This is a genomic window from Pseudomonas hefeiensis, from assembly GCF_030687835.1.
GTDB lineage: Bacteria > Pseudomonadota > Gammaproteobacteria > Pseudomonadales > Pseudomonadaceae > Aquipseudomonas > Aquipseudomonas hefeiensis.
In genome coordinates this window covers 5,131,926-5,144,633 of the sequence record NZ_CP117449.1, presented here as the reverse complement: position 1 = coordinate 5,144,633, position 12,708 = coordinate 5,131,926, and the positions used below count along the sequence as shown (strand labels likewise).

Below are 12,708 nucleotides of genomic sequence, written 5' to 3'. Positions count from 1 at the left end.
CCCGATACAGCCATCAACCCCGACGTTGAATGAACGCGCGGATCCGCTCGGCCGCTTCCACGCATTCAGCCAGCGGCGCGACCAGGGCCATGCGCACGCGCCCGGCGCCTGGGTTGACGCCATCCACATCGCGGGACAGGTACGAGCCCGGTACCACGGTCACGTGTTCCTGTTCGAACAGGTCCCGGCAGAACGCCGCGTCATCGCCTGCCACATTCGGCCACAAGTAGAAGCTGCCATCGGGACGCTGCACATCCAGCACCGGGCTTAAGATATCCAGCACCGCGTCAAACTTCTCCCGGTACAGCCCACGGTTGGCGCGCACATGCTCTTCGTCGTTCCACGCGGCGATGCTCGCCAGTTGGGTCTGAACCGGCATCGCGCAGCCGTGGTAGGTGCGATACAGCAAGAAGCCCTTGAGGATGTCCGCGTCGCCGGCCACGAAACCGGAGCGCAGGCCGGGCAGGTTGGAGCGTTTGGACAGGCTGTGGAACACCACGCAGCGCTTGAAGTCCTGGCGACCGAGTTCGACGCAGGCGCTGAGTAGCCCTGGCGGCGGGGTCTGTTCGTCGAAGTACAGCTCGCTGTAGCACTCGTCCGCGGCGATCACGAAGTCATGTTCGTCAGCCAGGGCGATGAGTTTCTTCAGCACGTCCACTGGAATCAATGCGCCGGTCGGGTTGCCCGGGGAGCACAGGAACAGGATCTGGCAGCGTTTCCAGATGTCCGGCGAGACGGCGTCGAAATCCGGGTTGAAGCCGTTTTCGTCCAGGCACGGCAGGTAGTGCGGCTTGGCACCGGCCAGAAACGCGGCGCCTTCATAGATCTGATAGAACGGATTCGGGCTGACCACCAGGGCATCGTCGCCACGGTTGACCACGGTCTGGGTGAAAGCAAACAGCGCTTCACGGGTGCCATTGACCGGCAGCACGTGACGCGCCGGATCCAGCCAGCCGTTTGGCACGTTGAAGCGGCGCTCGCACCAACCAGTGATGGCCTCACGCAACTCCGGGATGCCGAGGGTGGTCGGGTACACGGCCATTTTTTCCAGATTGCTGGCCAGGGCTTCAGCCACGAAGCTTGGCGAGCGATGTTTGGGTTCGCCGATGGACAGGGCGATCGGGCGTTTGTCCGGATTGGGCGTGACGCTGCCCAGCAGGGCACGGAGCTTTTCGAACGGGTAAGGCTGGAGCTGGTTCAGAGCGTTGTTCATCAAGGGCCTCGTCAATGTGGGCGCGGTCCTTGTGGGAGCGAGCAGGCTCGCTCCCACAGGAAGTTCGTTGGTTCAGATATTGATACGCGTCAGGTTGATATCAGGTTCCTGGTTGACGCTCAGCTGCCGGACAATCGCGTCCTGCAGGCGGCTGCACAACTGCGGATCGGACAGCGGCTGGTTATGCGCGTCAGTGATGAAGAACACGTCTTCCACCCGCTCGCCCAGGGTGGCGATCTTGGCGTTCTGCAACGACAGGTCGAACTCCAGGAATATATGCCCGACCCGCGCCAGCAGGCCCGGGCGATCCGGGGCGCTGAGCTCCAGCACCGTGACCTGACGCTGGGCGTCGTTGTGGATCGTCACCTGGGGAGCGAAGGCGAAGTGCTTGAGTTGGCGCGGCACCCGGCGCTGGATGATGGTCGGGTAATCCGCCGGGTTGCGCAGGGCCTCGGTGAGACCGTCGCGGATCTGCTTGACCCGCGCCGGGTTGTCGCCAATCGAATCGCCGTCGGTGTCGAGCACAATGTAGGTGTCGAGGGTGAACTGGCTGCTGGACGTAATGACCCGAGCGTCGTGAATGTTGAGGTTGAGCTGGTCCATCGCCGCCACGGTCACGGCGAAGAAGTCGTGCTGGTCCGGGGCGTAGATGAAAATCTGCGTGCCGCCCTCGAACTCGCGCTGGGTGGTTTCCTTGATCAGCACCAACGGCCCGCCATCGGCCGGTTGCTGCAAAATCGCATCGCTGTGCCAGGCCACGTCGCCGGCCGTGTGGCGCAGGAAATAGTCGTCGCCCAATTGCGACCAGAGCTGCTCGACGTCGTCCGGATCGGTGCCACCGCGTACCAGGATGTCCAGGGCGGCGCTTTGGGTGCGACGGATCTGCTCTTCGCGGTCCACCGGGTTTTCCAGGCCGCGGCGCAAGGCGCGCTTGGTCTCGGTGTAGAGCTGGCGCAGCAGGCTGGCGCGCCAGGAATTCCACAGGCTCGGGTTGGTGGCGTTGATATCGGCCACGGTCAGTACATAGAGGTAGTCCAGGCGTGTTTCATCGCCGACGATCTGAGCGAAGTCGTGGATCACCTGCGGGTCGGACAAGTCCTTGCGCTGGGCGGTGGTCGACATCACCAGGTGATTCTGCACCAGCCAGACGATCAGTCGGCTGTCCCATACTGGCAGTTGGTGCCGCTGGCAGAACGCCTCGGCATCCACCGCGCCGATCTCGGAGTGATCGCCTTGGCGACCTTTGCCGATATCGTGATAAAGCCCTGCCATGTAGATCAGTTCGGGCTTGGGCAGCTTGCCCATGAGCTTGCTGGCCAGCGGGAATTTTTCTGATACCTGGGTGTATTGCAACTTACGCAGGTGCTTGATCAGGTTCAGCGTGTGGGCATCGACCGTATAGATGTGGAACAGGTCGTGCTGCATTTGCCCGACGATGAAGCCGAACTCCGGCAGGTAGCGCCCCAGAATGCCGTAGCGGTTCATCCGCCGCAGGTTGCGATGCACCCCGATCCTGCACTTGAACAGCTCGATGAACAGGCTGGTGTTGCGGATATCGTGGCGGAAGTCGTCATCGATCAGGTGACGGTTTTCCCGCAGCAGGCGAATGGTGTCGGCGCGCACCCCCTTGATTTCCGGCTGCTGGGCCATGAGTACGAAGATCTCGAGCATGGCAAAAGGTGTACGGCGGAACACGTTGGCGCTACGCGCTTCGATGTAGCCGTCATGCAGTTGGAAGCGTGAGTTGATCGGTTGCGGTGGCGCTTCGTCCTGGGACGCGAGGATGACTTCCTCGAAGTGCTGGATGATCAGCTCGCTGAGCTGGGCAATGCTCATTACCACCCGGTAGTACTGCTGCATGAAGTTTTCGATGGACTGCTTGGCATCCTGGCCCTCGAAGCCCAGCAAGCCCGCGATGGAGCGCTGGTGATCGAACAGCAGGCGGTCTTCGGAGCGCCCGGCAAGCATGTGCAAGGCGTAGCGCACTTTCCACAGAAATTCCTGGGACGAGGCCAGCAGGGCGTTTTCGCTTTCCACCAGGAAGCCTTCGCCGGCCAGGGCTCGCAGGTTCAGCGTGCCGTACTGGCGACGGGCAACCCACAGGATCGTCTGGATGTCCCGCAATCCGCCAGGGGAGCCTTTGACGTTGGGCTCCAGGTTGTATTCGGTGTCGTTGTACTTGTGGTGGCGGGCCTTCTGCTCGGCGCGCTTGGCCAGGAAAAAGTCCTTGCTGGGCCACATGTGCGCCGTGCTGGTGACCTCGAGCATACGTTGGCGCAGGTGCTCGGGGCCGGCGATGGTCCGGCTTTCCATTAGGTTGGTGATCACCGTCAGGTCGGCGCGGGCCTCGTCGGCGCATTCCTGCACCGAGCGCACGCTCTGACCGACTTCCAGGCCGATGTCCCACAGCAGCGTCAGAAAACGCTCGATGGAGTCGCGGAAAACTTCATGGTCGGCGCTGTCCAGCAGGATCAGCAAATCGATGTCGGAGTAGGGGTGCAGTTCGCCGCGTCCGTAGCCACCCACCGCCACCAGGGCAATGTCGGCATCTTCGCTCCAGTTGAACTGCTCCCAGGCCTTTTGCAGGATGTTATCGACGAACCAGGCGCGGTCTTCGATCAGCCGGCGAATATCCCGGCCACTGCGAAAGCGCTGGTCGAGCACTTCGTGAGCCTGGCGGATCGCCTTCTTGAAGGCCGATATGGGGCTTGCCTTCAGGGCCAGTTCAGCCTGGAACTGGCCGCGGTCGAAGAGTTCGGGATCCACCTGCGGCATCGAATGGCTTTCCTTTCTTTCTATCTATAGCTGGGTTGTGGATCAGGCGGAAACGCGGGCGATGGTGTCATCGTTGCGCAGGGTGAAGATCTCGTACCCAGTCTCGGTGACCAGCAAGGTATGTTCCCACTGGGCTGACAGCTTGCGGTCCTTGGTGATGGCGGTCCAGCCGTCACCCAGTACCTTGGTGTTGGCGCGGCCCTGGTTGATCATTGGCTCGATGGTGAAGGTCATGCCCGCTTGCAGCTCCATGCCGGTGCCGGCACGGCCGTAGTGCAGGATCTGCGGTTCTTCATGGAACACTTTGCCGATACCGTGGCCGCAGAACTCGCGTACCACCGAGAAACCATTCTTCTGCGCGTGTTTCTGGATCACTTCGCCGATGTCTCCCAGGCGGCAGCCCGGTTTCACCAGTTCAATGGCCATGTACATGCATTCCTGGGTGACTTTCGACAGGCGCTGGGCCCATTCCGGCACGTTGCCGACATGGAACATGCGACTGGTGTCGCCGTGATAGCCGTCCTTGATGACGGTGACGTCGATGTTCAGGGTGTCGCCATCCTTCAGCGGCTTTTCGTTGGGGATGCCGTGGCAGACCACGTGGTTGATCGAGGTGCAGATCGACTTCGGGAAACCCTTGTAATTGAGCGGAGCAGGGATGGCTTTCTGCTCATTGACGATGTAGTCGTGGCAGATCCGGTCCAGTTCTTCGGTGGTAACGCCCGGCTTGACGTGTTCGGCAATCATTTCCAGCACGTCGGCGGCGAGTTTGCCGGCGACACGCATTTTTGCGATGTCCTCGGGGGTTTTGAGGGTAACGGTCATACAGGCTCTCTCTGCGCCCGACGGCGCTGTTCAAAACGAAATAGGCGGCGGATGATGATCCGGGCAGCCCTGAAAAACGCGATTCTAACAGACGATCAGCGCAAATCCGCGCCTGCATGCATCGCTTCTCTCTATCAAAGGCTGTATCCACAGGCAATGAAAGGGCCGTGGGAGCGGTGCTTCGCCAGGTTTTCAGAATCCGTGTTCCGTTTTCGCCCTTGCTGTGGTATAAAATGCGCCGCTTTCCGGGGATGACCCCGCAAGCTTAAATCCACACACGTGTCGACACGATGACCTGGGTGCCTTCGGCTTATATAAGTCGCTGGTTGGTCATTGGGATACGTGGAGGCCAAACCCGACTTATCAAGGAACTATCATGTCCCAAGTCAACATGCGCGATATGCTGAAGGCCGGTGTGCACTTCGGTCACCAGACCCGTTACTGGAACCCGAAAATGGGTAAGTACATTTTCGGCGCGCGTAACAAGATCCACATCATCAACCTTGAAAAAACCCTGCCAATGTTCAACGAGGCACTGACCTTCGTAGAGCGCCTGGCCCAGGGCAAAAACAAGATTCTGTTCGTCGGCACCAAGCGTTCCGCTGGCAAGATCGTTGCTGAAGAAGCAGCACGTTGCGGTTCGCCGTACGTCGATCACCGCTGGTTGGGCGGCATGCTGACCAACTTCAAGACCATTCGCGCTTCCATCAAGCGTCTGCGTGACCTTGAAGTTCAGTCCGAAGACGGTACTTTCGCCAAGCTGACCAAGAAAGAAGCGCTGATGCGCACCCGCGATCTTGAGAAGCTGGACCGCTCCCTGGGCGGTATCAAGGACATGGGCGGTCTGCCTGACGCACTGTTCGTGATCGACGTTGACCACGAGCGCATCGCGATCACCGAAGCCAACAAGCTGGGTATCCCGGTCATCGGCGTTGTCGATACCAACAGCAGCCCGGAAGGCGTTGACTACATCATCCCAGGCAACGATGACGCCATTCGCGCCATCCAGCTGTACATGGGTTCGATGGCTGACGCTGTCATCCGTGGTCGCAACAACGTGAATGGCGGCACCGAAGTCTTCGCTGAAGAAGCTCCGGCAGCAGCCGCTGAGTAATTGACGCCCTGGCGTTGACTCAGTAAGCAAAAAGGGGGCTTGGCCCCCTTTTTGCCACCTCGAAAACCATTTGTCAGCAGCGCAGCTACAGCATCTGTAACGTGCAGCGGCTAACAAAGGGTGGTTCAGGAAGAATTGATCGCCCGTTCGGTCGGGTGGAATGGTTGAAAACCTATCCAAGAGGAATTTGAAAATGGCAGAGATTACTGCAGCGTTGGTCAAAGAACTGCGCGAGCGTACCGGCGAAGGCATGATGGACTGCAAGAAAGCCTTGACCAAGGCTGGCGGCGACATCGAGAAAGCCATTGATGACATGCGTGCTTCGGGCGCCATCAAGGCTGCCAAGAAAGCCGGCAACATTGCCGCTGAAGGCGCGATCGGTATCAAGGATGACGGTAAAGCTGCCGTTATCATCGAAGTCAACTCTCAGACTGACTTCCTGGCCCTGCAAGACGACTTCAAGGCATTCGTTGCTGCCAGTGTAGAAAAAGCATTCGCCGACAAACTGACCGACGCAGCTCCGCTGATTGCCGCTCAGGAATCGGCTCGTGAAGCCCTGGTTGCCAAAGTAGGCGAAAACGTCAACATCCGTCGTCTGGTTCGCGTCGAAGGTGATGTTGTCGGTTCTTACCTGCACGGCAACAAGATCGGCGTCGTTGTAGCCCTCAAAGGCGGTAGCGTCGAGCTGGCCAAAGACATCGCGATGCACGTCGCTGCCAGCAACCCAGAGTTCCTGCTGCCGTCGGAAGTTTCCGCTGATGCCATTGAGCGCGAAAAAGCCGTGTTCATGCAGCTCAACGAAGACAAGATCAAAGGCAAACCAGCCGAAATCGTTGAAAAAATGATTGCCGGTCGTATCACCAAGTTCCTGGCTGAAGCCAGCCTGGTTGAGCAGGCCTTCGTCAAGAACCCTGAAATCAAGGTCGGTGAACTGGCCAAGAAGGGCGGCGCTGAAATCGTTTCCTTCACCTACTTCAAAGTGGGCGAAGGCATCGAGAAGCCAGTAGACAACTTCGCTGAAGAAGTGGCTGCTCAACTGGCTGCCAGCAAGCAATAAGACGGTTTTTACAACTGTCGCCCTGAAGAGGCTGCCCGCTTACGCGCGCAGCCTCTTTTTGGATGGGGATGCCGATTTTTATTGGTTTCCTGTCGGAACTGGCTTACAAAGCCGTGTTCCGATGGCGCTGTGTCAGCGTCAAGCTAGAGTGAACGCAGGCTGCAAACAGCCTGAAAGAATTTTCGAAAATACGCCGCAGGAGAGATTCGCAATGGCTCAGCAGGGCAGTGGTTATCAGGCTCGCTATAAACGCATTCTACTCAAGCTTAGCGGCGAGGCCCTGATGGGCTCGGAAGAGTTCGGGATCGATCCGAAAGTGCTGGATCGCATGGCCCTGGAAGTCGGCCAGTTGGTCGGGATCGGCGTTCAGGTCGGCCTGGTTATCGGCGGCGGCAACCTGTTCCGCGGCGCAGCGCTGAGCGCGGCCGGCATGGATCGGGTTACGGGCGACCACATGGGCATGCTGGCCACTGTGATGAACGCCCTGGCTATGCGTGACGCGCTGGAGCGTGCCAATATCTCGGCCATCGTAATGTCGGCCATCTCCATGGTCGGCGTGACCGATCACTACGACCGCCGCAAAGCGATGCGCCACCTCAATGCCAAGGAAGTGGTGATTTTTGCCGCCGGCACCGGTAATCCGTTCTTCACCACGGATTCGGCCGCCTGCCTGCGAGCGATCGAGATCGATGCCGATGTCGTGCTCAAGGCAACCAAGGTCGATGGCGTCTATACCGCTGACCCGTTCAAAGATCCGCATGCCGAGAAGTTCGATCATCTGACCTACGATGAAGTACTGGATCGCAAGCTGGGTGTCATGGACCTGACGGCTATCTGCCTGTGCCGCGACCACAAGATGCCGCTGCGCGTTTTTAACATGAACAAGCCCGGCGCCCTGCTGAATATCGTGCATGGTGGCGCCGAAGGAACACTGATCGAGGAAGCACAACAATGATCAACGAAATCAAGAAAGACGCTCAAGAGCGCATGCAGAAATCCGTGGAGTCGCTGGCACACAACTTCGGTCGCATTCGTACCGGCCAGGCGCACCCAAGCATCCTCGAAGGCGTGATGGTGCCGTACTACGGCGCTGATACTCCGATCAAGCAAGTGGCCAACATCACCGTCAAGGATGCCCGGACCCTGCAAGTCGTTGCCTTTGAGCGCAACATGCTGGGCGCGGTCGACAAGGCCATTGGCAGTGCCGGCCTGAACCTGAACCCGACCAACCTGGGTGAGCTGCTGCTGATTTCCATGCCGGCCCTGACCGAGGAAACCCGTAAGGGCTTCACCAAGCAGGCCCGTGATGTGGCTGAAGACGCTCGCGTCGCCGTGCGTAATATCCGCCGTGATGCCAACAGTCAGCTCAAGGACCTGGTCAAGGAAAAGGAAATCAGCGAAGACGAAGAGCGTCGCGCCACTGGCGAGATTGATGACCTGACCAAGAAGTACGTGGCTAAAATCGACGCGGATTTGGCGCAGAAAGAAAAAGACCTGATGGCCGTATAAGGGTCTCGTTTTCATGGAAAAGACCAAGCAGGCCGTGCCGTTCGCGGTTCCGCGTCACGTGGCAATCATCATGGACGGCAATAATCGCTGGGCCAAGAAGCGCTTTATGCCTGGCGTTGCCGGGCATAAAGCGGGGGTTGATGCAGTTCGCGCGGTCATCGAGGTGTGTGCCGAGGCCGGGGTCGAGGTACTGACCCTGTTCGCCTTCTCCAGCGAGAACTGGCAGCGTCCGGCCGATGAAGTCAGTGCCTTGATGGACCTGTTCCTCAAGGCCCTGCGGCGTGAGGCCAAGCGCCTCAACGACAACAGTATCAGCCTGCGCATCATTGGTGATCGCTCGCGCTTTCATCCCGAGTTGCAGGCCGCAATGCGCGAAGCCGAGGCCGCCACGGCGGGTGCCGATCGGTTCGTCCTGCAAATTGCCGCCAACTATGGCGGCCAGTGGGACATCGCCCAGGCGGCCCAACGGCTCGCGCGGGAAGTCCAGGCCGGGCATCTGCGGCCGGAAGACATCACGCCCGAGTTGTTGCAGGCCTGTCTGGCCACTGGCGACTTGCCGTTGCCGGACCTGTGCATTCGCACCGGTGGCGAGCATCGCATCAGTAACTTCCTGCTCTGGCAGCTGGCCTACGCTGAGCTGTACTTCTCCGACCTGTTCTGGCCGGACTTCAAACACGAAGCCATGCGCACGGCGCTGGCCGATTTCGCTTCCCGTCAGCGTCGCTTCGGTAAAACGAGTGAGCAGATCGAAGCTGGAGCCCGGGTTTAATGCTTAAACAACGAATCATCACCGCCCTGATCCTCTTGCCCATTGCCCTGGGTGGATTTTTCCTGCTTGAAGGCGCCAGTTTCGCGCTGTTCATCGGGTTGGTCGTGACTTTGGGGGCGTGGGAGTGGGCGCGCCTGGCGGGTTTCCCTGCGCAGTCTGCGCGCGTGGCCTACGCCGTGGCCGTGGCGGCGATGCTGTTCGTCATGTACCTGGTGCCGGGTATCGCGCCCTGGGTACTGGGTGCGGCGGTCTTGTGGTGGGCCACGGCGACCTTCCTGGTGTTGACCTATCCGCGGACCACGCATCATTGGGCAGGCGCTGCCGCGAAGCTGGTGATTGGCCTGCTTATCCTGCTACCGGCCTGGCAAGGGCTGATCTGGATCAAGCAAGGCCCGTTGGGCAACTGGCAGATCATGGCCGTGATGGTGTTGGTCTGGGGCGCGGATGTCGGTGCCTATTTCTCCGGGCGGGCGTTCGGCAAGCGCAAGCTTGCACCCAAGGTCAGTCCTGGCAAGAGCTGGGAAGGGGTCTATGGCGGCCTGGCCTTGAGCCTGGTGATTACGGCCGTGGTCGGCGTCGTGCGCGAGTGGAGTGCCGGGCAGTTGCTGATGGGCCTGTTTGGCGCCGCCCTCATCGTGTTTGTTTCGGTGGTCGGCGATCTGACCGAAAGCATGTTCAAGCGTCAGTCCGGCATCAAGGACAGCAGTAATCTGCTGCCCGGCCATGGTGGCGTGCTGGATCGCATCGACAGCCTCACCGCTGCGATTCCGATCTTTGCCGTGTTGTTGTGGATGGCGGCATCGTGAGTCGCCCTCAATACATCACCGTCCTGGGGGCTACCGGTTCGATTGGTCTGAGTACACTTGACGTCATCGGCCGGCACCCGGAGCGCTATCAGGTGTTTGCCCTCAGTGGTTTCACTCGCTTGAGTGAGCTGCTGGCGCTGTGCGTGCGCCACACCCCGCGGTTCGCCGTGGTGCCCGAGGCTGGCGTTGCGCGGGTCTTGCAGGACGACTTGCGCGCGGCAGGCTTGCCTACCCGTGTGCTGGTGGGGGAGGAGGGCTTGTGTCAGGTGGCCTCCGATCCTGAAGTCGACGCGGTGATGGCGGCGATTGTCGGTGCGGCGGGCTTGCGTCCGACGCTGGCGGCAGTGGAGGCTGGCAAGAAGATCCTGCTGGCCAACAAAGAAGCTTTGGTAATGTCCGGCGCGCTGTTCATGCAGGCGGTGCGCAAAAGCGGCTCGGTGTTGTTGCCCATCGACAGCGAGCACAATGCGATTTTTCAATGCATGCCGCAGGATTTTTCCCGCGGCCTGGGCGCAGTGGGGGTTCGGCGGATTTTACTGACAGCTTCCGGCGGCCCGTTCCGGCAGACTCCGCTGGAAGAATTGGTGCATGTTTCACCGGAGCAGGCTTGTGCTCACCCGAACTGGTCCATGGGACGCAAGATTTCCGTGGATTCGGCCAGCATGATGAACAAGGGCCTGGAATTGATCGAGGCTTGCTGGTTGTTCGATGCCAAGCCTTCCCAGGTCGAGGTAGTGATTCACCCGCAGAGCGTGATCCACTCCCTGGTGGACTACATCGACGGTTCGGTACTGGCCCAGTTGGGCAACCCGGACATGCGCACCCCGATCGCCAATGCACTGGCCTGGCCTGCGCGGATCGATTCGGGCGTGGCGCCGCTGGACCTGTTTGCCATTGCCCGCCTGGATTTCCAGGCGCCGGACGAGCAGCGCTTTCCATGCCTGCGTCTGGCGCGACAGGCGGCCGAGGCGGGCAACAGTGCTCCGGCCATGCTTAACGCCGCCAATGAGGTGGCGGTTGCAGCGTTTCTCGACGGACGTGTCCGTTACCTCGAGATCGCGAGTATCATCGAGGAGGTCTTGAACCTCGAGGCCGTGGTTTCGCTCGATGACCTCGATGCGGTATTCACGGCGGACGCCAGGGCTCGCGAGCTGGCGGGCCAATGGTTGAAGCGGCACGGGCGTTGAGGCTGCGGTACGTTAGCCAGGGTTGTCCTGGGCAGGATTGCGGAGAAAACAGATGAGCGCGCTCTATATGATTGTCGGCACCCTGGTTGCATTGGGTGTGCTGGTCACTTTTCACGAATTCGGGCATTTCTGGGTCGCGCGTCGCTGTGGCGTCAAGGTTCTGCGTTTTTCCGTCGGTTTCGGCATGCCGCTGCTGCGCTGGCATGACAAAAAAGGCACCGAGTTCGTCGTGGCAGCCATTCCGCTGGGCGGCTACGTGAAAATGCTCGACGAGCGCGAAGGTGAAGTGCCCGCCGATCAGCTCGACCAATCCTTCAATCGCAAGACCGTCCGTCAGCGTATCGCCATTGTGGCGGCGGGGCCGATTGCCAACTTTTTACTGGCCATGGTTTTTTTCTGGGCCCTGGCCATGTTGGGCAGCGAGCAGGTGCGGCCGGTCATCGGCGCGGTCGAGGCCGGCAGCATAGCCGCACGGGCGGGTCTGGGTGCGGGCGAGGAAATCGTCGCCATCGATGGCGAGCCCACCTCGGGCTGGGCGGCGGTGAATCTGCAATTAGTGCGGCGTCTGGGCGAGAGCGGCTCGTTGCAGTTGGTGGTGCGTGAGCAAGGTTCGACGACGCAGTCGCCTCGCGAGCTGGTGCTGGATAACTGGCTCAAGGGTGCCGACGAGCCGGATCCGATCCGTTCCCTGGGCATTCGGCCTTGGCGACCTGCGTTGCCGCCGGTGCTGGCCGAGCTTGATCCGAAAGGCCCGGCCCAGGCAGCAGGCCTGAAGACCGGTGATCGGCTGCTGTCGCTTGATGGCCTGCCGGTCAGCGACTGGCAGCAGGTGGTCGATTCGGTTCGTGTACGTCCTGATACCAAAATTGTGCTGCGCGTCGAACGCGACGGTGCTCCAATTGACGTCCCGGTGACCTTGGGCGCTCGTGGCGAGAGCAAGACGCCGACCGGTTATCTGGGCGCCGGCGTCAAGGCCGTCGACTGGCCACCGGAGATGGTTCGTGAGGTCAGCTTCGGCCCTGTGGCGGCAATTGGCGAGGGCGCGCGTCGTACCTGGACCATGAGCATCCTGACCCTCGATTCGCTCAAGAAAATGTTGTTCGGCGAGCTCTCGGTAAAAAACTTGAGTGGACCGATAACCATTGCTAAAGTGGCGGGCGCTTCTGCCCAGTCGGGCGTCGCTGATTTCCTGAATTTCCTTGCTTATCTGAGCATTAGCCTGGGGGTTCTGAATTTGCTGCCCATTCCGGTACTGGATGGGGGGCATCTGCTGTTTTATCTGATCGAGTGGGCGCGTGGTCGTCCCTTGTCGGATAGGGTGCAAGGTTGGGGGATACAGATCGGTATCAGCTTGGTGGTCGGGGTGATGTTGCTTGCCTTGGTCAACGATTTGGGTCGTCTGTAACGCTTCGCTGAATTGCGAATCTGCCGCATTTTGCGGCAGTTTGTTTAT

Annotated in this window: 11 protein-coding genes; 8 read left to right on the top strand and 3 right to left on the bottom strand. The window is 60.2% G+C overall.

Annotated elements, in window-relative coordinates; genetic code table 11:
• Positions 1-13: 13 nt before the first annotated feature.
• The 3 genes from dapC to map all read right to left on the bottom strand — a co-directional run bounded on the left by dapC (position 14) and on the right by map (position 4,813).
• Entirely contained in the window at positions 14-1,213 is a 1,200-nt protein-coding gene (gene dapC, locus PSH57_RS23135; protein ID WP_305385747.1) for a succinyldiaminopimelate transaminase, read from the bottom strand.
• A 72-nt stretch (positions 1,214-1,285) separates the two neighbouring features.
• Complete coding sequence (locus PSH57_RS23130) at positions 1,286-3,988, bottom strand: [protein-PII] uridylyltransferase (protein WP_305385746.1); 2,703 nt, start codon at positions 3,986-3,988, stop codon at positions 1,286-1,288.
• Positions 3,989-4,030: 42 nt separating this feature from the next.
• Positions 4,031-4,813 carry a type I methionyl aminopeptidase gene (map, locus tag PSH57_RS23125; RefSeq protein ID WP_305385745.1) on the bottom strand — a complete coding sequence of 261 codons (783 nt, stop codon included), beginning with the start codon at positions 4,811-4,813 and terminating at the stop codon, positions 4,031-4,033.
• Between the two features lie 376 nt (positions 4,814-5,189).
• Between map and rpsB the strand changes: the two genes are divergently transcribed.
• The 8 genes from rpsB to rseP all read left to right on the top strand — a co-directional run bounded on the left by rpsB (position 5,190) and on the right by rseP (position 12,660).
• The gene (gene rpsB, locus PSH57_RS23120) at positions 5,190-5,927 is read left to right on the top strand and encodes a 30S ribosomal protein S2 (protein ID WP_003198231.1); all 738 of its coding nucleotides are present in this window, start codon (positions 5,190-5,192) and stop codon (positions 5,925-5,927) included.
• Between the two features lie 193 nt (positions 5,928-6,120).
• Positions 6,121-6,984, top strand: a complete 864-nt coding sequence (tsf, locus tag PSH57_RS23115) for a translation elongation factor Ts (RefSeq protein WP_305416124.1) — start codon at positions 6,121-6,123, stop codon at positions 6,982-6,984.
• A gap of 211 nt (positions 6,985-7,195) precedes the next feature.
• Positions 7,196-7,939: a UMP kinase gene (pyrH, locus tag PSH57_RS23110; protein WP_003184915.1), complete on the top strand. Its 744-nt coding sequence runs from the start codon at positions 7,196-7,198 to the stop codon at positions 7,937-7,939.
• Entirely contained in the window at positions 7,936-8,493 is a 558-nt protein-coding gene (frr, locus tag PSH57_RS23105) for a ribosome recycling factor (RefSeq protein ID WP_305385744.1), read from the top strand. The genes pyrH and frr overlap by 4 nt, the downstream gene beginning before the upstream one ends.
• Positions 8,494-8,506: 13 nt before the next feature.
• Positions 8,507-9,262, top strand: coding sequence for a polyprenyl diphosphate synthase (uppS, locus tag PSH57_RS23100; protein WP_305385743.1), 756 nt, complete (start codon positions 8,507-8,509; stop codon positions 9,260-9,262).
• Positions 9,262-10,068, top strand: a complete 807-nt coding sequence (locus PSH57_RS23095; RefSeq protein WP_047227564.1) for a phosphatidate cytidylyltransferase — start codon at positions 9,262-9,264, stop codon at positions 10,066-10,068. Before uppS ends, PSH57_RS23095 begins: the two co-directional genes overlap by 1 nt.
• Positions 10,065-11,255, top strand: coding sequence for a 1-deoxy-D-xylulose-5-phosphate reductoisomerase (ispC, locus tag PSH57_RS23090; protein ID WP_305385742.1), 1,191 nt, complete (start codon positions 10,065-10,067; stop codon positions 11,253-11,255). Before PSH57_RS23095 ends, ispC begins: the two co-directional genes overlap by 4 nt.
• 52 nt (positions 11,256-11,307) lie before the next feature.
• The gene (gene rseP, locus PSH57_RS23085; RefSeq protein ID WP_305385741.1) at positions 11,308-12,660 is read left to right on the top strand and encodes an RIP metalloprotease RseP; all 1,353 of its coding nucleotides are present in this window, start codon (positions 11,308-11,310) and stop codon (positions 12,658-12,660) included.
• Positions 12,661-12,708 lie beyond the last annotated feature (48 nt).

Coding starts and splice junctions, on each gene's coding strand:
- rseP (WP_305385741.1), top strand. CDS start 11,308: ATGAGCGCGCTCTATATGATTGTCGGCACCCTGGTTGCATTGGGTGTG.
- pyrH (WP_003184915.1), top strand. CDS start 7,196: ATGGCTCAGCAGGGCAGTGGTTATCAGGCTCGCTATAAACGCATTCTA.
- rpsB (WP_003198231.1), top strand. CDS start 5,190: ATGTCCCAAGTCAACATGCGCGATATGCTGAAGGCCGGTGTGCACTTC.
- tsf (WP_305416124.1), top strand. CDS start 6,121: ATGGCAGAGATTACTGCAGCGTTGGTCAAAGAACTGCGCGAGCGTACC.
- map (WP_305385745.1), bottom strand. CDS start 4,813: ATGACCGTTACCCTCAAAACCCCCGAGGACATCGCAAAAATGCGTGTC.
- uppS (WP_305385743.1), top strand. CDS start 8,507: ATGGAAAAGACCAAGCAGGCCGTGCCGTTCGCGGTTCCGCGTCACGTG.
- PSH57_RS23130 (WP_305385746.1), bottom strand. CDS start 3,988: ATGCCGCAGGTGGATCCCGAACTCTTCGACCGCGGCCAGTTCCAGGCT.
- frr (WP_305385744.1), top strand. CDS start 7,936: ATGATCAACGAAATCAAGAAAGACGCTCAAGAGCGCATGCAGAAATCC.
- PSH57_RS23095 (WP_047227564.1), top strand. CDS start 9,262: ATGCTTAAACAACGAATCATCACCGCCCTGATCCTCTTGCCCATTGCC.
- dapC (WP_305385747.1), bottom strand. CDS start 1,213: ATGAACAACGCTCTGAACCAGCTCCAGCCTTACCCGTTCGAAAAGCTC.